The following is a 21,445-nucleotide window of genomic DNA, read 5'->3' on the forward strand; positions in this document are numbered from 1 at the left end:
ACACAGCGGCGTCGCCAGCACGCCGCCGTCCCGGGTGTTGAAAGGGCCGCGGGGCGGCCCTGGACTCAGTGTTGGCGCAGGAACGCCAGCAACCGCTGGTTGACCTGCTCGGCCGCCTCCATCTGCACCATATGGCCCATTCCTGGAATCACCACCGTCTCGGCGTCCAGCCCCTGGGCCTGGGTGGCCGGAATGATCGCGTCCTCCGCGCCCCAGATCACCAGCACCGGATGCTGTCCCAAAACGCCGCGCAGATCGTGCCGTTGCCGATTACCGTCGGCAATGGCCGAGGCCAGTTGGCGCAAGGCGCTGTCGACGCCTTCCAGGCGCTTGAACTTGAGCATGTCCTCGAGCATTTGCCGGGTCACCAGGCCCGGGTCGGCGAACAGCTGGCTCATCGCGGGCTTGAGGGCATTGCGGCTGCCGGCCTCGACGAAGGCTTGCAGGTAGCCTGCATTGATCGATTCGCCAAGGCCCGCGCTGGCGATCAGCCCCAGGCTCGCCACCCGCTGGGGAGCCAGGCGGGTGAGGTTCAGGCTCACGGCGCCGCCCATGGAATGGCCGACGAAATGGGCGCGGGGAATGTCCAGGTGGTCGAGCAACGCCAACACCGCTTCGCTCAATTCATCCAGATCCCCCTGTTGCAGGGCTTTGGTCGATTCGCCGTGGCCGGGCAGGTCGAGGGCGATGACGCGGCGCTCGCCGGCCAAGGTCGGGTGATTGAACAGCCAGTTGTTGAGGTCACCGCCAAAGCCATGTACCAGCACCAGCGGCGTGCCGCCTTCGCCGAGTTCGAACCAGCGCAGCAAGCGATTGCCTACCTCGGCCTTCTGCGGGACCGGCCCCTGGCTTTGATCGGCACTGCCCTCGGCGACGAACTCGGCCTGGAAGCGCTGTACCACCGCGTCGATCTGTGCCTCGTCGGCTTCGCCTTCGACCACCACCGCCAGCAGGGCGCCCACTGGCAGGGTTTCGTCAGGCCTTGCCACGACGCGGCGCAGCACGCCGCTGAACGGCGCCTCGACGCTGCTGCTGATCTTGTCGGTCTCAACGTCCAGCACTTCATCGCCTTTATTGATGACGTCGCCTTCCTGCTTGAGCCAGGTGTCGACCCGGCCTTCGGTCATCGACAGCCCCCATTTGGGCATGGTCAGGGTATGGATCTGGCTCATGCGGCGCTCCTTGTGGCTTCGATCACCTTGCGCACGGCGATTTCGATTTTCGTAGCGTCCGGTATGTACAGGTCTTCGAGTGCGTCCGAGAAGGGCACCGGTGTGTGGGGCGCGGTGACCATCTCGATCGGGCCCTTGAGGGCGCCGAAGGCCTTCTGCGCCACCAGGGCACTGATGTCGGTGGCCATGGAGCAACGCGGGTTGGCTTCGTCGATCACCACCAGCCGACCGGTCTTCTCGACGCTTTCAAGGATGCTGTCTTCGTCCAGCGGGCTGGTCGTGCGCAGGTCCAGCACTTCGCAGTCGATGCCCTGACGCGCCAGGTTGGCGGCCGCTTCCATGGCCACATGGACCATGCGACCGTAGGTCACCAGGGTCACGTCGTCGCCGTCACGCAGGAAGTTGGCCTCGCCGAACGGGATGCTGTAGACCTCCTCGGGCACCTCGCCCTGCAAGCCATAGAGCAACTTGTGCTCGCAGAAGATCACCGGGTCGTTGTCGCGGATCGCCTGGATCAACAAGCCTTTGGCGTCATAGGGCGAGGATGGGCAGACCACCTTCAGACCAGGGATGTGGGTCCACAGGGAGGTGAGCATCTGCGAATGCTGGGCGGCGGCACGCAGGCCCGCGCCGTACATGGTGCGCATCACCAGGGGGGTGACTGCCTTGCCGCCGAACATGTAGCGGAATTTCGCCGCTTGGTTGAGGATCTGGTCCAGGCAGCAGCCAGCGAAATCCACGAACATCAGTTCGCACACCGGCCGCAGGCCTTGGGTCGCGGCGCCGACGGCAGCGCCCACGTAACCGATTTCCGACAAGGGCGCGTCCAGCACGCGGCCAGGAAACTGATGGTAGAGGCCCTTGGTGACGCCGAGCACACCGCCCCAGGCATCGTCCTCACCGGGGGCGCCGGCGCCGCCAGCCACGTCTTCGCCGATGATGAACACCGTGCTGTCGCGGCGCATTTCCTGCGCCAGCGCTTCGTTGATGGCCTGCTGGTAGCTGATCTTTCTTGCCATGGTGGTTCTCCTGTTGTTCTTGTAATCCGCAGCTCATGGGTAGGCGACGTAGACGTCGGTGAGCAGGTCGGCGGGCTGTGGCTTGGGATCGGACTTGGCACGGCGCACGGCGTCTTCGATCAAATCCTCGACGCGGGCGTCGATGGCATCGAGCTGGTCGTGGGTGAGCAGGCCGGCGTGGGTGGTCTTGTTGCGAAACTGCAGCAGGCAGTCGCGTTGTTCGCGCAGGTTCTTCACCTCGTCCGGGGCACGGTAGGTCTGGGCGTCGCCTTCGAAGTGGCCGTAGTAGCGGCTGAGCTTGACCTCGATCAGCGACGGACCTTGCCCTGCGCGGGCGCGCTCGATGGCCGCCCCGGCGGCCTCGTACACGGCGAAGAAATCAAATCCATCGATGGTCACGCCGGGCATGCCGAAGCCGGCGGCGCGGTCGGCAATGTGATCGCACGCCACCGACCAGGTCGACGCGGTGGCCTCGGCGTAGCCATTGTTTTCGGCGACGAAGATGCAGGGCAGGTTCATGATCGAGGCCAGGTTCATCGCCTCGAACACCGCCCCTTCATTGGAGGCGCCATCGCCGAAGAAGGCCACCGACACGTCATCGCGGCCCTTGATCTTGGCTGCCAGGGCAGCGCCAGCCACCAGTGGAGCGCCGGCACCGACGATCCCATTGGCGCCGAGCATGCCTTTTTCCAGGTCGGCGATGTGCATCGAGCCGCCCTTGCCGCCACAGACCCCGGTCTTCTTGCCGTAGATCTCGGCCATCATGCCGTACACGTCCACGCCCTTGGCGATGCAATGGCCATGGCCGCGATGGGTCGAGGCGATGCAGTCGCTGTCGCGCAGGTGGGCCATGACCCCGGCAGCAGAGGCTTCTTCGCCGGCATAGAGGTGGACGAAGCCAGGAATCTCGCCGGTGGCGAACTCCACGTGCAGGCGTTCTTCGAAGGCACGGATGGTGCGCATCACTTCATAGGCATGCAGCAATTGTTCGGAACTGAGGTGAGTGGACATCTTGTTGTTCTCCAGGGTTGTCTCAACACGGGTGTGCAGCGAAGTGCCGGTGATCGCGAGGGACCTCCAGCAGGTGATGGCGGGCGGCGTAGGCCAGCACGGCCTCGACATCGACCGTGAGGGGGCCGTTGGCATCGAGGGTCACGGTGGGGGTGTCGTGGGGGGCGAATTCGATCTCGCGCTCGCCATCGAGCGCCAGGGTGCCGCTGGCGAGGGTCAAGGGGTAGGCGACGCCGGGCTCCAGCGGGCCGCAGGCGTTGATGCCGCACGCTTGCAGCAGGCCAGGGGCCAGGGGCGCGAGCAGGGCCTGTTCGCTGTCGGCGTCCAAGTGCACCCAGGCGCCATGCCGGTCCTGGCGCGACACCGGGCACCATAATCCGCACAGGGCCGAGAGACCGATGGCGTGGGGTTCGGCGAAGCAGGCAAATACCTCGGCCAGGTCATCGCTGCGGCTCAGGGCGCGGGCGCCGATGAAGCGCTGGGGCGATACGGCGACCTCCACCAGCGCCCACTCGCACAGGCCCTGTTCGGGGACGTGCACCAACAGACGCTTGTTGCGGCGCAGGCCGATTCCGGCCGGGACTCGTCCAGTTGCTTGCAGCCCTCCGGCCAGGCCCGCGCTGGTGGCCTCGCGCAGCTCGGGGAAGGCATTGTTGGTGCCGGTGGACAAGGTCAGCAGGGGTACGTCACCGGCCTCGGTGGCCACCGCCTTGTGAGTGCCGTCACCGCCGAGCACGGCGATCATCGCCACGCCGCGCTCGACCATGCGGCGGGTGGCCAGGCGCGTATCGGCCACGGTCTGGGTGAGCGGCAGGTCGAGTACTTCCAGGGCGGGCCAGTGTTGGCTGCGGGCGATCGGGCCGGCGCTGGCCTTGAGTACGGCGGCGGCGATGCCGGTCATGTCGGTTGGCAGCAGTACCTGGGCGATGCCGGTGGCGCCGAAGGCGGCGAGCAGGCGCTGGATGGCCGAGGCCTTGTCGGTACTCGAACAAAGCCCGGCGTTGGCGGTCAGGCGGCGCAAGTCGCGGCCGGAGGCTGGGTTGGCGATGATGCCGATGGTCGGGGCAGGTTGCGGCATGGCGCACCTCGGTTTCTTGTTTGCCAGTGCTTGAGCAAGCGCAGTGCCAGGTTGGCCTGGCTCGCCTGTAAGGCCTGTGGCAGAGCGTCTACATGTTTCTCTGGCCGCGATTGGCGCAGTGCCGGGCGAGACGCCGGGTGCCAGCCAGGCCCGGACGCAGGCGAGACGCTGAGACGCAGCGTCTCAGGTCGGCCGATGATCACGCGGCGCTTGTCGGGCACGGCTTGCAGGCGCTTAATGGCCGCACAACGACAAGAACATGAGAACCGGAGGCCCAATGCTTGCCGCGAACTCCCGAGCCCATGTCGATTGCGTCAGTCGGGTGCTGAAGAACGCCGAGCGCCTGCCCCAGGCGCCGGTGCCGACGCTGATCCTCGACTCGTGGCGCCGCTCCATGGACCTGTACCGCCTTGATCCTGGATCCTTGCAGGGGCCGCGCATCCTGTCCCAGGCGGTGCTCAACGAGTGCCGTGAGCGTGCCGAGCTGTTCCTGCGCATTGCCAGCGACGCTGTGGCCCGCTTGCACGCGCAAGTGCGCGGTGCCGACTACTGTGTACTGCTCACCGACGCCCAAGGGCGCACCATCGACTATCGGGTCGAGTCGGCCATCCGCAACGACTGCCGCAAGGCCGGGCTGTACTTGGGCACGTGCTGGTCGGAAGGCGAAGAGGGCACCTGCGGGGTGGCGGCGGTGTTGACCAGCAAGGCGCCGATCACGGTGCACAAGCGCGATCACTTTCGCGCTGCGTTCATCGGCCTGACCTGCACGGCCGCGCCGGTGTTCGATCCGCAGGGGGAGTTGCTGGGCGTGGTGGATGTGTCTGCGTTGCAGTCACCGGACGACCGGCGCAGCCAGCACCTGATCCGCCAGTTGGTGGAGCAGACCGCACGCGAGATCGAAAACGCGTTTTTCATGCACAACGCCCAAGGCCACTGGGTGATGCGCGCCCACGGCACCCCCGGTTACGTGGAAAGCCAACCGGACTATCTGCTGGCCTGGGATGCCGATGGTCGCCTGCAGGCGATCAACAGCCTGGCTCGCCAGCGCCTGCTGGAGGGCCTTGGGCGGCTGCCGGTGCATATCGGTGAATTGTTCGACCTCGACCAACTGCGCGATGCCAGCGATGCCTGCGCCCAGCGCCTGCCTGGCTGGGGCGGGCTCTATGGCCGGGTGAGTGCACCCCAGCGCCGGGCCCGGCCAGCGGTGGTGCAGCCGGCCCAGGACACGCGCATCGAGCAGCACCTGCGCTTGGCCACGCGGGTGAAGGACTGCAACCTGGCCGTGCTGGTGCAAGGCGAGACCGGTGTGGGCAAAGAAGTCTTCGCCCGCCAGGTGCACCAGCAAAGCCTGCGCCGTGAAGGGCCTTTCGTCACCCTCAACTGCGCGGCGATCCCGGAAAACCTCATCGAGAGCGAACTGTTCGGTTATGTGGCCGGGGCCTTTACCGGCGCGTCGAGCAAGGGCATGCAAGGCCTTTTGCAGCAGGCCGATGGCGGTACGCTGTTTCTCGACGAAATCGGCGACATGCCCTTGAACCTGCAGACGCGTCTGTTGCGGGTATTGGCCGAAGGTGAAGTGGCACCTTTGGGCGCGGCACGTCGCCAGCGGGTGGACATGCAGGTGATCTGCGCCACCCATCGGGATCTGGCTGCGATGGTGGCCGAGGGGCGTTTTCGCGAGGACCTGTACTTCCGCCTGGCCAATGCACGCTTCGAGTTGCCACCGCTGCGCGAGCGGCACGACCGGTTGGGGTTGATTCATCGACTGTTGGCCGAGGAAGCCGCGGCCTGCGGCGTCGATGTGACACTGACGGACGCAGCGCTCGAAGCGCTGCTCACCTATCACTGGCCGGGCAACCTGCGCCAGTTGCGCCAGGTGCTGCGCTACGCCTGTGCGGTCTGCGATGGCGGGCAGGTGAGGCGCGAGGATCTGCCCGAAGCGGTGCGCGGCGTGGGTGCGACAGCTGCCGAGACGACCTGCGACCCTGCGCGCCAGTTGCTGCTCGATGCGTTGATTCGGCATCGCTGGAAACCGGCAGATGCGGCCAAGGCACTGGGCATCTCACGGGCGACCCTGTACCGGCGTGTACACGAGCACGGCATCGAGATGCCGAGGATGAAAGGCTGTTGAGGTATCGGTAGGCCTGTGCGCCATCCGCGGATGAACCTGCTCCTACCCGGTCAGCGCAGCCTCTGTGGGGGATTAGCCCTGGCGCAGTGTGTGGTGCTCGCTCCAATGCGATCTCGACGCATTACCCCCGAATCGGGGAATCAGCTGGGGAATCCTCCCCAGTCGGTTTTGAATGTCAGCTTAAGCCTTTGAAAAAACGATAAAAAATTTATGGCATGCCACTTGCTCCGGCTTTGCGCAGAACGTCTGTGTTTTCCGGAGGTGCAGCATGATGACCCCGTCGAAAGGCTCCGTCCTGACTTCACTGGCCCTGACCCTGCTGGGGTGGGGCGCGGTGAGCGAGGCTGCGGTGCAGTGCCAGCGCACGCTGGTGGCCAACGTAGTGGCACTGGATCAGCCGCTGATGTTCAACCGCCTGGGGGCACAGAATGCCAATGGAATGATCTTCGCCCTGCGCCAGGACGTGGTGGACGAACACCTGGTGCCGCTGAGCAACGGCGGGGCGGCGGTTCCCGGCAAGGTCACCTTGCGGCCGGACAAGCGTCCGCGGCCGATCGTGCTGCGGGTTGCGGCCGGTGACTGCCTGACAGTCAACCTGACTAACCTGCTGGCCTACCAGGCCAATCCCAACAAACATGGCTTCGATCCCGAAGACAACGTAGTCGAGGGCGAGCAAGCCCCGGAACTGGAAATCGAAAACCTCGAAGGGCCTGTGGCCGACGAGCAGGTCACCGACCGCTTCGTGGGCTTCCAGGTCAACGGTATGCAGGCGGTCAACGGCATCAGCGACATCGCCGCCAACACCGGTCGCAACGGTAACTTCCTGGTGGCACCGGGCAACACCCGCAGCTACACCCTCTATGCCGAGCGTGAAGGCGCGTTCGCCGCTACCAGCAAGGGCGCCACGTTCGGCGGCGAAGGCACGGCGGGCAATGTCTCCAACGGCCTGTTCGGCCAGGTGGTGGTGGTTCCCAAGAATGGGCGAACCTTTCGCAACACCCTGACCGAAGAGGAAATGCGCCTGGCCACCACCGGCCGCACCGCCACCGGCCAGCCGGTGATCGACTACAACGCCCGCTATCCCCAGGTCGAGCCATGGATCGCCGAAGGCAAGGCGGGCAAGCCGATCATCGCGATGGTCGATGGCAACGAGATCCTCAGCAGCGAAACCGACGCCATCGTCATGGGCCCCAACCAGGACGGTAGTTTCCCGCCCTCGACCTACCCGCTGGAGTCCATCGGCAAGCGCAACCCGGCGCTGCCCAACCGGCTGGAAGCCTTCCGCGACTTCGCCTCGCAGTTCGCCGATGAAGTGGCCGGTACCCAGGCCTTCCCCGGTTACTGGGCGGACCCGGTGATGGGGCATGTGCTGGAGCCGACCCGTGATTCGTTCATGATCAACTACGGCTCCGGCGGCATGGGCGCCGAGGTGATCGCCAACCGCCTGGGCGTAGGGCCGATGCATGACTGCCTGTCCTGCGCCTACGAGGAATTCTTCCTCAGTGCCCACACCGTGGGCGACGTCGGCACCTTGGTGGATGTCCCGGCCAACGTTGGCCTGGAGCACATCCGCCCCGGCGAGACGCCGCCGGCCAATGCGGTCGGGGTCAAGGCCACCATGGCCCTGTACCCCTCGGAGCCGGCCAACGTGCACCACAGCTACATCGGTGACTTCACCAAATTCCGCAATACCCACAATGGCCATGAGCAGCACATCTTCCACCTGCACGGCCACCAATGGCTGTTCAACCCCAACGACGACAACTCCGACTACATCGATGCCCAAGGCATCGGTGCCGGTGGCGGCTATACCTATGAAATCGCCAACGGGGGCTCGGGTAACCGCAACCGGGTGGCGGGCGATGCTATCTATCACTGCCACTTCTATCCGCATTTCGCCCAAGGCATGTGGGCTATGTGGCGGGTGCACGATGTATTCGAGCAGGGCACCCGCCTGGCCGTGAGCGGCGAAGGCGAAAATGGCTTCCATACCGTGCCTTTCGGCCTGCGCAGCGGCAAGCCGGCAGCAGGCGCGCGGGCGTTGCCGGATGGCGAGATCATTGCCGGCACGCCGATTCCGGCCATCGTGCCGCTACCCGGCAAGGCCATGGCGCCGATGCCTGGCAAGGTCACCGTGGTGCCGAAGCTGGCCGAGACCCTCGTGGCAGAGCAGGACGACGATGACGAACCTGAAGCGGGCGATGACGATCATCCGCAGGAAACCAACGCGCCGCGTGCCGTGGGGTCCCTGGCCCTGGTCGATCGCAGCGAGAGCAATCGCAACGCCGATGGCACCCTGAAGAACCCCGGCTATCCGTTCTGGGTCGGGGGCATGGAGAGCAGTGTCGGCCAACGTCCGCCGACCCCGCCGCTGGACATGCTCGACCCGGCCCTGGCCCGTCAGCTCAAGGACAGCGGCAAGGCCCTGTGGGCCAACCTCGACCCCAACCAGGTCGACGGCTGGAACGGTGGCCTGGGCCGCCATGCGCTGGACGGCGTCTCCGCAGGCGGCGAAGCCGAGATCACCACCACCAAGCTGGACTTCTCCAAGTCGGTGCAAAAGGCCAAGCCGATCTACCTGCCGGAAGAAGGCACCGACGTCGAACAGGCTGCCATGCAGTTCCATGCCAAGGCCGAGCATCCCAGCTATGCGCTGATGCTCGGCAGCGCGCCGGTACCGCGCAACTTCCGCACCAACGGTGCCTTGCCCACGGCCGGCGCGCCGTACTACGAGCCTTGCATGGATGACCGCGGCAAGCGCCTGACCCAGTCCTCAGGCGTGGGCGAGTTCATCAGCGGCGAAAGTCTGGGCGCCATGAGCTTCCGTGGCAGTTCCACCTTCACCGCCGACCGTCCGCGCATCTACAAGGGCGCCAACATCCAGTTCGACGCGGTGTACAACAAGGTCGGCTACCACTTCCCGCAGGCGCGCATCATCGCCCTGTGGGAGGACGCGTGGCCGGTGATTACCAAGCAGCGCCCACCGGAACCGCTGGTGATGCGCATGAACACCTTCGATTGCACCATGTACCAGCACACGAACCTGATCCCGTCGTTCTACGAGATGGACGACTACCAGGTGCGCACCCCGACCGACGTGATCGGTCAGCACATCCACCTGCCCAAGTGGGACCTGACCGCTGCCGACGGCTCGGCCAACGGCTGGAACTATGAAGACGGCATCCTCTCGCCCGGCAGTGTGGTCGAACGTATACAGGCCATCCGCAGCTTCAACGGCTGCACCGAGGGCGATCCACGCGACGGCACCGACACCTGCCCGAAAGCCAAGCAACACCCGTACTTCGGGCGCTTCGGTCGGGCCGATTGGCTGGGCGCGCGTACCGCCATGCAGCGTTGGTTCGCCGACCCTTTGATCAACGTGCATAACGTCGACCGGGGCCTGGGCACCATCTTCACCCACGACCACCTTGGCCCATCGACCCACCAGCAACTGGGCCTGTACGCCACGGTGCTGGCCGAGCCTGCCGGCTCGACCTGGTACCACGCCGAAACGGGCGAAAAGCTGTACAACCCGGCCACACGCCAGGATGGCGGGCCGACCTCGTGGCAAGCGGTGATCCAGACCGGCGATCATGACGGTGACGGTAAGAATGACAGCTATCGCGAGTTCTTCCTGGAGTACAGCGACTTCCAGCATGCCTATGAAGCGGGCGTGTATGTGGGGGCAGGCCCGGACGGCAAGCCTGACGGCCAGGCTTATCCGGCCACGGCTGACAGCTTCCGCTACGCTATCAACCCGCCTGTGCGGCAGAAGGCCTCCAACCTGCTCGAAGCGATCGTCGAGTCGCGCGGCGGGCTGGCCCCAGGCTGCCCAAGCCGTCCGTGCCCGCAGGCGATCTCGGTGGATGACCCTGGCATGTTCGTCGTCAACTACCGCAACGAACCACTGGCCTTGCGCGTGTTCGACCCGAACAAGGTCGGCCCGGATGGCAAGCGCGGCATGCAGGCCGACGGCATGGCCGGCGACCTGGCCTACGCCATGCAAAGCCGCACCGACCGCGCCATCCCGGCGATGAACCTGGCACCCTCGGCGATCACCTCGGCGGTCGGGCCGACCGGCGGCACCACGCTGTTTCCGCCGCACATCAACCAGGGCACCGAGCCGGGCGACCCGTTCACCCCGATGCTGCGCACCTATTCGGGTGACAACGTGCGGCTGCGCATGCATGCCGGTGGTCATGAGGAGGAGCACAACATCACCCTGCACGGCGTGAAATGGCTGCAGAACGGCTCTGGCTTCGGCAACAGCTCCAACTCGGGCTGGAAGTCGTCGCAAATGATCGGAATTTCCGAGCAGCTGGGCTTCATGGCGCCGGTGTCGATGATCTCCAGTTCCGCCGCCACCAACGGTGACTACCTGTACTCCCTCGATGCGGCGCTGGAGGGTTACTGGAACGGCATCTGGGGCCTCATGCGCAACTACACGGCCCAGCGCGCGGACCTGTTCGCGCTGCCGAACAACCCGCAACCGGTGGCCATGCGCAACACCGTGGCGTTCGACGGCATCTGCCCGAAAACCACGGCCAACGCCAATGGCATCGGCAGCCGGCCGACGGTCAAGCGCAGCTATGAAGTGGTTGCGGCTTTGGCCAACGACATCCTGGAGAACCGCAACGGGGTCAGCATCGCCGACCCGGCCGGTATCGGCCAGCATGTCGGCGGCCCGCTCAAGGCCAACGGCGGCACGTTGGTGTTCAACAGCCGTCGGACCAGCATCCCACTAGTGTCTGGGGTCGATCCGGAAGATGGCGAGACCTTCACCATCGGTGGCCATGCCGCACCGCTGCATGACCCGACCGCGATCCTGTACGTGCGCAAGGCCGACCTGGATCCGACCACCGGCAAGCTCAAGGCTGGCGTCCCGGTGGAGCCGCTGGTGCTGCGCGCCAATTCCGGCGACTGCATCAGCATCACCCTGGAGAACCGCCTGCCGATGGTCATGCCGGATCTGGCCAGCACCGCGGTCATGCATGGGGTGGTCAAGCGCGACCGCAACGCCAGCGAAGGCTCCACCGCGTTCAACAACAACCAGATGCGGCCATCGAGCCACGTGGGCCTGCACGCCCAGCTGCTGGCCTACGACATCACCAAGTCCGACGGTGCCAACGTTGGCCTGAACCCGGTGCAGACCGTACCGCCACGCGTGGGCACCAGTGGCGCCTACCCCAGCAAGGTGTACCAGTTCTATGCCGGGCACCTGGAGCGCGAAGGCAAACCGGTGCTGCAGTTGGGCCGCACGGTGGACAACATCAACACCACGGCCATCGAGTTCGGCGGCCTCAACCTGACCCCGGCGGATGTGATCAAGCAGCCGCAGAAAGGTCTGGTCGGCGCCATGAGCATCCTGCCCCAAAGCGCGACCTGGACCGAGGACACTGCCAGCCGTGCCCAGGCCACCGTCAAGGTCACTGGCCAGCCGGACTACCGCGACTTCGTCACGGTGTGGCAACGCTCGCTGAACATGCGCTGGGCCGATGGCCGGCCAGTGGAGGGCATCAACACCGAGGGCAATGGCGCAGCGGGCGACCCGCAGGACAACGGCAACATGGCCGTCAACTACAAGACCGAGCCTTTGTGGCTGCGCTTTGGCATGGCGCCTGACTCGCCGTTCGGCCGTGCCGATGGCTTGGGCTTTGGCGATGTGCCCAACGCCCATATGGCCTACAGCAACGATCTGGTCGGTGGCGACCCGCAGACCCCGGTGCTCTGGGCCAAGCCCGGCCAGCCGCTGCGCAACCACATCCTCATGCCCAGCGGTGGCAGCCGCGGCATGATCTACCAGCTCGATGGGCACCTGTGGCCACTGCACGCTCACCAGGCGGAGAAGAGCGACGTCAATGGCTACCCCATGGGGTTGCCTGGCATCGGCTCGGTGCGCTTTGGCTACAACCCGATGGCGATGTACATCGGCGCCCAGGAAAGCGTGCTGCCGGCCGCGCACTTCAGCTTCATGCTGCCCAGCGCAGGCGGCGCCAACGGCGTGCCGGGCGACTACCTGTTCCGCGACTACGGGGCCTACGGCAACCTTTCCGGGCTGTGGGGGATTTTGCGGGTCACCAATGAAGCCCCGCCGGCCACCGCCCCGGCACAATGAGAAGAGGGGGAGCGCGCATGAACAAGAAGACTCGTCCCGCCTACCTGGGGTTGATGGTGGGGTTGACATTGATCGGCCTGGGTCTGGCCTACGACAAGCTGTGGTGCGACCCGCGCGAGCTGCTGCAGGAGCAGGCCGATCCCCAGGGCCTGCACCGGCTCAGCCGGGACGGCGTGACCGTGGAGTTCGAGGCGCGCCCCCTCGATGGCGGCGAACTGCGCGAGGGCAACTTCGCCAACATCCGCTTCAAGGTCAGCGACCAGACCAGCGGCCAGCCGCTCTCGGGGATGGCCCCTGGCGCCTGGCTGGACCCGGCCCAGTCGGCGCCGCCCGGCGATCGCCAGAGCAGCTGCAAGGCGCGGGTGGCGCTGTTTCTCAAGAGCAGCATCGGCGCGCGGCCCTTGCTGGATCTGAACAGCTACTTCCTGCTGGTCCTGAACAAGGATGCCAGCCTCACGGTCATCGACCCCACCGTTTCGGTGGGCGGGGTCACCAGCACGCTGGCGCGCATCGACCTGCCGGGCCGGCCGATGGACTGGGTGGCCACCGGCGATGACCGGCAGGTGTTCGTGTCCATGCCCGAGCGCAACCAGGTGGCTGTGATCGACACCGAGACCTTCACCCGCGTGGCCACCCTTGAGGCGGGCGAGCAGCCGCTGCGGGTGGCCTTGCAGCCGGACCAACGCCGGTTGTGGGTGGGCAACAACAGCGACGATCCGGCCAAGGGTGGGGTGACGGTAATCGATGTGCCCAGCCGCACCATGCTCAAGACCTTCGCCACCGGCTCCGGGCATCACGAGATCGCCTTTAGCAGCGACTCACGCTACGCCTTCGTCAGCAACCGCGATGCCGGCACCCTGAGCATCATCGACATCGCCGACATGCGCCTGGCCAAGACCCTGCCGGTGGGCCCCCATCCGCTGTCGGTGGCCTATTCGGCGCTGTCCCAGGCGGTTTACGTGGCCGATGGCAAGGAAGGCACGGTGCGGGTGATCGACGCCCGCAGCCACCAGCTGCGCAACACCGTCAAGGCTGAGCAGGGCCTGGGGCCGATGCGTTTCAGCGAGGACGGTCGCTACGGCATCGTGCTCAACACCCTGGAAAACCAGGCCCTGGTGATCGACGCCAGCAACGATCAATTGATTCACCGCCTCCCGGTCGCGGCCGAGCCGTACCAGCTGACCTTCACCAAGGGCTATGCCTACGTGCGCGGCCTGGCCTCGCCGAAAGTCAGCATGATCAACTTGGCCAGCCTGAGGGCCGGGCGTGAGCCGATCATCCAGGGCTTCGAGGCCGGCCCCGCCGCGCCACGCCAGGCAGGCGACTTGCCGTTGGCACAGGGGCTGACCGTGGCCCGCGACGACAACTCGGTATTCGTGGTCAACCCGGTGGACAACACCACGTACTTCTACGCCGAGGGCATGAACGCCCCGATGTCGGGCTACAACAACCGTGGGCACCAGGCCCGCGCGGCGATCGTGGTCGACCGCAGCCTGCGCGAAATCGCCCCGGGGGTATACGGCTCGACGGTGAAACTGCCGGCGGCAGGCACCTTCGACGTGGCGTTCCTGCTCAACCAGCCGCAGATCATCCACTGCTTCAGCACCCAGGTCTCGGCAGCGCCGGACGCGGTCAAGCGCAAAGGGGTGCATGCCGAATTCCTGGGTAACGAGCAGCCTGCATTGCAAAACACTGCCTATATCGCCCGCGTGCGCATCCTCGGGGACGACGGTGAGCCACGCCTGGGCCTGCGTGACCTGAGCCTGCGCTACTTCCTGGCGCCTTCGTCGATGCCGCGCAGCCTGCCGCTGCAAGAGATGGGGGATGGTGTTTACCAAGGATCGCTGCAACTGGCCGAGACGGGCGCCTGGTACCTGCACGTGCAGTCGCCGACCTTGGGCCGCAAGTTCGCCGAAGAGAACTACACCAGTCTGCGCGTCCTGCCGGCCGCCGTACCTACCGCTTCCCACGTGGAACCCAGGAGTGTGAGATGAACGCCAAGCTCGCCTGCAATCTGCTTGCCCTGAGCCTGCTGCTCGGAGGCGAGCACGTCCTGGCCCACGCCGGGCATGACCACAGCGGCCATGCCGAGCAACCGCCGGCAGCCCGTCAGGAGAAGGCCAGCGTGCGCTTTGCCGACGTGTCGTTGCTCGACCAGAACGGCATGCCGGTGCGCCTGGAGAAGGACCTGGTGGGCGACCGCCTGGTGGTCATGGGCTTCATCTACACCCGTTGCACCACGGTCTGCCCGGTGGTCTCGTCGATCATGTCCAAGGTCCAGCAGCAGTTGGGTGGACGTGTGGGCGAGGAGATCCAGCTGGTATCGATCAGCGTCGACCCCCAGCGCGATGATTCCAAGCGCTTGCTTGGCTACGCCAAGGCATTCCAGCGTGGCCCGGGGTGGAGCTGGTTGACTGGCTCGTCCTATGCCATCACCGAGACGCTCAAGGGCCTGGGCAGCTTCAGTGCCGACCTGAGCCAGCATCCACCATTGATCCTGGTCGGTGACGGGCGCAGCGGCCATTGGACCCGCTACTACGGCTTTACCGATCCGGCCGTGCTGATCAGCGAAATCAACCGCCTCAGCGCTCGCCGTGTGCACGCCAAGAGCACCGCCATCGCCGGTGGGCCGGACAGCCAGGAGGTGCAGCCATGAGCAGCTCGACGATTCGCCGCGTCGGCATGCGGGGCCTGGATTGGCTGACCCTGGTCGGCTGCCTGTGGATCCTCGCTTCGGTGGCCGTGGCCCATGACGGAGGCCATGACGGCCAAGCGCCGAGCGCGCCCCAGCCACAGCCCGCGCCCCAAGCGATGAGCAGCGGTGGCGGCACCCGCGATGCGCAGACCTGGTTCACCGACACCGTGCTCAAGGACCAGAACGGGCGTGAGCTGCGCTTCTACAGCGATGTGCTCAAGGACAAGGTGGTGATGCTCAACGTCATCTTCACCCACTGCAACGACGCCTGCCCCCTGATCACCCGCAAGCTGCGCGAGGTACGCGAAGCCATGGGCCCTGAGCTGGCCGGGCAGGTCACCTTCGTGTCCATCAGCAGCGATCCGCTCAACGACACCCCCGAGGCGCTCAAGGCCTTTGCCCAGAAACAAGGCGTGGATGGACCGAACTGGCTGTTCCTGACTGGGGACAAGGCCAATGTCGACCTGGTGCTGGGGCGTCTCGGGCAGTTCCTGCCCAGCCCCGAGCAGCACTCTACCCAGTTGATCGCCGGCGACGTGGCCGGCAAACGCTGGAGCAAGATCCGGCCCGACGCACCGCCCGTTGCCATCGCCCAGCGCATGCAACTGCTGGCCCAGCCCCTGGCGGGACGGTGAGTGCCATGCGCCTTCTGCCCTTGGTGGTGTGGCTCGGCCTGTTCGCGAGCCACACGGCGCTGGCCTTGGACCTGACCGAGCAGGAGCAGGCGGGCAAGCGCTTGTACCGCGAAGGGGTGTCCAGCAGCGACGCGCAGTTGATGGCCCGGGTGGGCGCCAGCGACATCAGTGTGCCGGCCAGTGTGCTGCCGTGTGCCAGTTGCCATGGCAACGATGGCCGTGGCCGCGCCGAAGGCGGGGTACGCCCGCCGAGCCTGGATTGGCAGCGCCTGGCGTTGGGGCAGGGCGAGCGTGAGGCCAATGGCCGACGCTACCCGGCCTATGCCGAAGCAACGCTGGCGCGTGCCGTCGGGCAAGGCATCGACCCTGCAGGCAACCGCCTGGACCCGGCCATGCCACGTTTCGAACTGACCCTGTCCGACCAGCGCAACCTCACCGCCTACCTCAAGCGCCTGGGCCAGGAACGCGACCCAGGCGTGGAAGAGCACATCCTGCGTCTGGGCACCTTGCTGCCGGCCAGCGGGCCGCTGGCCGAGGCGGGCAGGGTGGTGCGCGCAGTGCTGGAGGACGGCCTGGCGCAACTCAACCAGCAGGGCGGGCTGCACGGTCGGCGGCTGGAGCTGGTGGTGCTAGACCCGGGTCATACGCCCGCCAGCGCCGAACAGGCCCTCGAGCGTTTGCTCGACGACGCGCAGGTCTTCGCCCTCATCGCGCCGTTGGCGCCGATGCTCGACGCGCGTCTGGGCAGCGCACTCGAACAACGTGGCGTGCCGCTGGTCGGCAGCTCCCCTGGCAGTGTCGGCAGTGCGCAGATCTTCGATCCTTTGCCAAGCCTGCCCGAGCAATTGCAGAGCCTGGCCGGTTTCGCCCGTGACCGCCTGGGCGTGGGGCCTGACGGGCTGCGGGTGATCTATGCCGGCAGCGAGCAGGCGGCACCTGCCGAGGCGCTGCGCCAGCGACTGCTCGCCGCCGGCTGGACGCCGGGGCCGGTGCAAGTCTTCGCGGGGCAGGCGGTGGAGGGCGAGGGCGTCGTCTTCCTGGGGCGCGCCCAGGCGTTCGGCGAGTTGGCGCAGGCACAGCAGGCCGCAGGCCGCAAACCCTACCTGTTCGCGGCCTCGAGCCAGGTCGCAGGTGCCCTGGCGGGGTTGTCTGCCGACTGGTCGCAGCGGCTGTTCCTGGCCTATCCCTTCACGCCCCAGGACTGGACCGAGCAAGGGCGGGCCGCGCTCAACGGGCTGCGTCAGCGCCAAGGGCTCGATGGTCGCCAGGCGGCGTTGCAGGTCAGCACCCGCTGCGCGCTGCTGCTGATGGCCGAGGCCCTTAGACAGGTAGGGCGGGACGCTAGCCGGGAGCAGTTGGTGCGAGCCCTGGAGGGGCTGCATGACCTGGACACCGGCCTCACGCCGGCGCTGGGATTCGGCCCCGGCCGGCGTCAGGGCCTTGCCGGTGCCCACGTGGTGGCGGTGACGCTGCCTGGCCCGCAGTTCCAGACTGTCGCTGCGTACAAGCCACTGCCGCTTACCCCTTGAAGGAGGTCGTCATGCGCATCGTGTTGCTGTGTCTGCTGCTGGGGTTCGCGCCGTTGGGTCAGGCGGACGTCGCCGTGGCGAGGGTCAATGGCGTCGAGATCAGCAGCATGCGCCTTGAGCGCTACTTTGCCGAATACCTCCAGGATCAAGGTCGACCGGTCGCCAGCATACGCAGCCCGAGCCTGTACAAGCGCTTGCGCGACCAGGCCCTGGACGAGCTGATCGACAAGGAGCTTCTGTGGCAGGAGGCCCAGCGCCGTGGCGTGGTCGTCAGCGAGGAGAGCGTATCGGCCCGTCTCGCTGAGCTGGAGCGGGCCTTCGGCAGCGCTGCGGTGTTCGAGCAACGTCTTGCCGAGGCCGGCTTCGATAGGACTGAGTACGCCGACTACACTCGTCACGAGATGGCCGCGCAGCAACTGTACGCCCAGATGACCGCCACCGATGAGCCCACCCCAGAGCAGGTCGAAGCCTTCTATCAGGCAAACAGGGAAAGATTGCAACGGATGCAGAACCAAAGTACCAATACCTTAGTCGAACGAGAGCAGGGTCTGGCCTTGGCCAGGCTCGCGCTCGTGGACGAAATGCAGGCCCAGGCCCGCCAGTCGGTGCGTAAGCGCTTGCGCGAAGGTGCGAAGGTCGAGCTTGCCGACTGAATGTGAGAGGCCGCTTGCACATTGCGCTGCCACGGGCTTGCCCGGCAGGGGGTTTTCCCCAATGCTGGGGGTAAGCGATCGGGCAAAGTGCCATCAACTTCCCCGCAAGTGGGGGAGCCGGTCCTCGCCTGGATTGGGTGATACCGCAAAATCAACGACTTACAGTGGTGCGACATGACTATCCACGCCTGGCACGAAGGATGCTCAAGCCTGTACAAGGCCGAACTCCAGAGTCCGGGCAACCGGGAAGTTCTTGGGAGTCGACCTTGGTGAACAGAGTATTGGTAGTCGATGACGAACAGACCCTTGCGCAGAACCTGCAGGCCTACCTGCAAGCGCAAGGCCTGGAAGTCCATGTCGCCCACGACGGTATCAGTGGCATTGCCCAGGCACAGGTCCTGGCACCGGATGTGATCGTACTGGATTACCGCTTGCCCGATATGGAGGGGTTCGAGGTCCTGGAGACCGTGCGCAGGAGCATGCAGTGCCATTTCGTGCTGATCACCGCCCACCCGACCGCCGAAGTCCGTGAGCGGGCCGCGGCACTCGGTGTCACCCATGTCCTGTTCAAGCCGTTCCCATTGGCGGAACTGGCCCGCGCAGTCGCCGACCTGACCGGCCCACAGCACCAGACTCGGACAGCGGACACACAGGCCGAGGGGTTCGTCGAACGACGCCAGAACAGGAACCAGACGTTCCCCCTGCAGATGTACGATGGCAGCTGGGTACTGGCCGACCGCCGACGCAACGGCGTGAAACCGCCCACACCTGACGACGAACTGCTCACCGGGGAATAGCGGCGCCCGCGGCCACCCCGGCAACCCCGAGCCAGCCTGCGACGCGCCCCTGAGCGGAGTCGCAGGCCATGTCAGACGTCGTCGATACAGCCCAAGCACCCCAGCCTGTACAGGGTCCTTCGCGGGTAGACCCGCTCCCACAGGATCTCCATTGCCTCCAGGCGCGCGCTGAGCCTGTGGGCGATGCACCACGGATTGGTGCCTACCCCCGCGAACTGCTGGTCCAGGCCCGCCTGCAAGCCGGTGACGAGCGCCTGCTCAGCTGCCTGGTGCGCCTTGCCGGCGACGACGCCGCCACCTTCACCCAACGCCTGGGCGCCACCCTCCATTACCCCGTACTCGACAGCCAGGCACTGTTCGCCAGCACGCCGCTGTTCGAGCAGGTCAGCCTGGCACAGTGCCTCAAACGCGAGTTCATCCTGGTCCAGCACCAAGGCCAGGCCGTCGGCGTGTTCGCCGACCCCTTCGACAATACCCGCCTGGCCTGGATCGACGATTGCCTGCAGGGCGCGCCGCTGTACCTGGCCCATGCCGCCGACATCGCCGCCTTCCTGGCCCGCCAGGAGGAGAGTTTCCATGCCGTCGACGCCCTGGAGCACGATGCCGAGCCCGGCACCGAGACCGATCCGCTGCAGCGTCTGTCGCTGACCAGCATCAGCGAGGACCAGAGCAAGGTGGTCAAGCTGGTCAACTCGACCCTCTACGACGCCCTCAAGCAGCATGCCAGCGACATCCACCTGAGCATGACCGGCCAGGGGCTGACCATCAAATACCGCATCGACGGTGTGCTCAACGGTGCCGGCAAGGCCAGTGGCAGTGCCTTCGCCGACCAAGTGATCTCGCGTATCAAGGTCATGGCCGAGCTGGACATCGGCGAAAAGCGCGTGCCCCAGGATGGCCGCTTCAAGGTCGCGGTGGGCGAGCGTCAAATCGACTTCCGCGTCTCGATCATGCCGAGCATCTTCGGCGAAGACGCCGTGCTGCGGGTACTGGACAAACAGGACCTGTCCGACCGGGTCAGCGGGGTGCAGTTGCAGGCCCTGGGCTTTGCCGACCACACCCTGGTGGCCCTGCGCCGCCTGGCCGCCGAGCCCTACGGCATGATCCTGGTGACCGGCCCCACCGGCAGCGGCAAGACCACCACGCTCTACGCGATGATCAGCGAGATCAACCACGGCGTGGACAAGATCATCACCATCGAAGACCCGGTCGAGTATCAATTGCCGGGTGTGCTGCAGATTCCAGTCAACGAGAAGAAGGGGCTGACCTTCGCCCGGGGTCTGCGCTCGATCCTGCGTCATGACCCGGACAAGATCCTGGTCGGCGAGATCCGCGACCCGGACACCGCCCAGATCGCTGTGCAATCGGCCCTGACCGGGCACCTGGTGTTCACCACCATCCACGCCAACAACGTCTTCGATGTGATCGGCCGCTTCAGCCAGATGCAGGTCGACCCCTACAGTTTCGTCTCGGCGCTCAACGCCGTGCTGGCCCAGCGCCTGATTCGCCTGGCCTGCCCGCATTGCGCGGTCCACGCCGAGCCGGATGACGAAACCCTGGCCGCCTCGGGGCTCACCCGTGAAGGCGTGGCTGGATGGACCTTCGTTCGCGCCCAGGGCTGCGGCCAGTGCCGTGGCAGTGGTTACCGCGGACGCAGCGCCATCGCCGAATTGCTCCACCTGGATGACGACCTGCGGCAGATGATCGTCGAGCGCCGGCCCCTGTCGCAGATCAAGTCGCTGGCTTGCCAGCGGGGTCTGCGTCTGCTGCGCGCCTCTGCCCTGGACCTGGTCCGCGAGGGCCGTACCACGCTTGAGGAGATCAACCGTGTCACATTTATCGCTTGATCGCTATTGCGCCGTGCTCGGCGCCGAGGGTGTCGGCCTGGGTCGCTGGCACGCCAACCAACATCAGTGGCTCGGCAGCCGCGCCTTCTCCTGCGATCCCGCCCAACCGGCCTGGGCACCGGCACTCGAGGCCCTGGGCGAATTGCTCGCCGAACATGCGCCACGGCGGGCCCAGTTGCGGGTGCTGCTGTCGGCGCGCTACAGCCGCTTCTGCCTGGTGCCCTGGAGCGACGCCATCGGTCATCCGCGTGAGCTGGACGCCTACGCCCGGGCCTGCTTCGAGAACCTCTACGGTCAGTCGCTGGACGACTGGCGCATCGTGCTCTCGCCGGAGCCGGCAGGGGCTTCGCGCATCGCCACGGCCTTGCCCGAAGCACTGCTGCAGGCTCTGCAGGCACTGGGCCGGGAAAGCCGCCTGAGCCTGCGCTCGGTCCAGCCTTATCTGATGGCCGCCTATAACCGCTGCTCGGCGCAACTGGAGGAGGGCGATTTTCTTTTCGTGCTCGCCGAGCCACGGCGCAGTGTGCTGCTGCTGGCCGCTGGGGGGGCCTGGCAACAGGTATTGGCCCAAGGCTGCGCCGACAACGACCAGGCGCTGCAGGCGCTGATCGAGCGCACCTGTGAGCTGTACGGCGAGCACCTGCCCAGGGTCTACCTGCATGCGCCGGGGCGAGGGGATGTGCCGCGGTTGGCCGCCGTGCAACTGTGCCAGCCGGCAGGCGACAGCGATCCGCTGTGCGCCATGTGGCGGGCGGTGGCTTGA

Annotated in this window: 14 protein-coding genes; 10 read left to right on the top strand and 4 right to left on the bottom strand. The window is 66.3% G+C overall.

Annotated elements, in window-relative coordinates; translation table 11 throughout:
• Positions 1 to 65: 65 nt before the first annotated feature.
• Genes BLS27_RS01435 through BLS27_RS01450 form a run of 4 tightly spaced genes read right to left on the bottom strand, consistent with a single transcriptional unit; the run spans position 66 to position 4,280 of the window.
• Positions 66 to 1,172, bottom strand: coding sequence for an acetoin dehydrogenase dihydrolipoyllysine-residue acetyltransferase subunit (locus BLS27_RS01435; protein ID WP_090342591.1), 1,107 nt, complete (start codon positions 1,170 to 1,172; stop codon positions 66 to 68).
• Entirely contained in the window at positions 1,169 to 2,191 is a 1,023-nt protein-coding gene (locus BLS27_RS01440) for an alpha-ketoacid dehydrogenase subunit beta (RefSeq protein WP_090342595.1), read from the bottom strand. The genes BLS27_RS01435 and BLS27_RS01440 overlap by 4 nt, the downstream gene beginning before the upstream one ends.
• A 33-nt stretch (positions 2,192 to 2,224) precedes the next feature.
• Positions 2,225 to 3,202, bottom strand: coding sequence for a thiamine pyrophosphate-dependent dehydrogenase E1 component subunit alpha (locus BLS27_RS01445; RefSeq protein WP_043215900.1), 978 nt, complete (start codon positions 3,200 to 3,202; stop codon positions 2,225 to 2,227).
• 22 nt (positions 3,203 to 3,224) lie between these two features.
• A complete protein-coding gene (locus BLS27_RS01450; protein WP_090342599.1) occupies positions 3,225 to 4,280 on the bottom strand; it encodes an ATP-NAD kinase family protein in 1,056 nt (351 codons plus the stop codon).
• 277 nt (positions 4,281 to 4,557) lie between these two features.
• Here BLS27_RS01450 and BLS27_RS01455 point away from each other — a divergent pair, with 277 nt between their 5' ends.
• From BLS27_RS01455 to BLS27_RS01500, 10 genes are all read left to right on the top strand, one after another.
• Entirely contained in the window at positions 4,558 to 6,411 is a 1,854-nt protein-coding gene (locus tag BLS27_RS01455) for a sigma-54-dependent Fis family transcriptional regulator (protein ID WP_090342603.1), read from the top strand.
• Between the two features lie 268 nt (positions 6,412 to 6,679).
• Entirely contained in the window at positions 6,680 to 12,526 is a 5,847-nt protein-coding gene (gene mnxG, locus BLS27_RS01460) for a manganese-oxidizing multicopper oxidase MnxG (protein ID WP_043215047.1), read from the top strand.
• Between the two features lie 17 nt (positions 12,527 to 12,543).
• Entirely contained in the window at positions 12,544 to 14,520 is a 1,977-nt protein-coding gene (locus BLS27_RS01465) for a cytochrome D1 domain-containing protein (protein ID WP_090342606.1), read from the top strand.
• The gene (locus tag BLS27_RS01470; protein ID WP_090342609.1) at positions 14,517 to 15,182 is read left to right on the top strand and encodes an SCO family protein; all 666 of its coding nucleotides are present in this window, start codon (positions 14,517 to 14,519) and stop codon (positions 15,180 to 15,182) included. Before BLS27_RS01465 ends, BLS27_RS01470 begins: the two co-directional genes overlap by 4 nt.
• Entirely contained in the window at positions 15,179 to 15,856 is a 678-nt protein-coding gene (locus BLS27_RS01475; protein ID WP_090342611.1) for an SCO family protein, read from the top strand. Before BLS27_RS01470 ends, BLS27_RS01475 begins: the two co-directional genes overlap by 4 nt.
• Before the next feature lie 5 nt (positions 15,857 to 15,861).
• Complete coding sequence (locus BLS27_RS01480) at positions 15,862 to 17,385, top strand: ABC transporter substrate-binding protein (protein ID WP_090342614.1); 1,524 nt, start codon at positions 15,862 to 15,864, stop codon at positions 17,383 to 17,385.
• Between the two features lie 11 nt (positions 17,386 to 17,396).
• Complete coding sequence (locus tag BLS27_RS01485) at positions 17,397 to 18,038, top strand: SurA N-terminal domain-containing protein (RefSeq protein WP_043215036.1); 642 nt, start codon at positions 17,397 to 17,399, stop codon at positions 18,036 to 18,038.
• 266 nt (positions 18,039 to 18,304) lie between these two features.
• Positions 18,305 to 18,835 (top strand): response regulator, encoded by a 531-nt coding sequence (locus tag BLS27_RS01490; protein WP_043215034.1) that lies wholly within the window; start codon positions 18,305 to 18,307, stop codon positions 18,833 to 18,835.
• A 68-nt stretch (positions 18,836 to 18,903) separates the two neighbouring features.
• Entirely contained in the window at positions 18,904 to 20,682 is a 1,779-nt protein-coding gene (locus BLS27_RS01495; protein ID WP_244155180.1) for a GspE/PulE family protein, read from the top strand.
• Positions 20,663 to 21,445 (top strand): hypothetical protein, encoded by a 783-nt coding sequence (locus BLS27_RS01500; protein WP_090342617.1) that lies wholly within the window; start codon positions 20,663 to 20,665, stop codon positions 21,443 to 21,445. The genes BLS27_RS01495 and BLS27_RS01500 overlap by 20 nt, the downstream gene beginning before the upstream one ends.

The sequence above is a fragment of the Pseudomonas guariconensis genome (assembly GCF_900102675.1).
Classification (GTDB): Bacteria; Pseudomonadota; Gammaproteobacteria; order Pseudomonadales; family Pseudomonadaceae; genus Aquipseudomonas; species Aquipseudomonas guariconensis.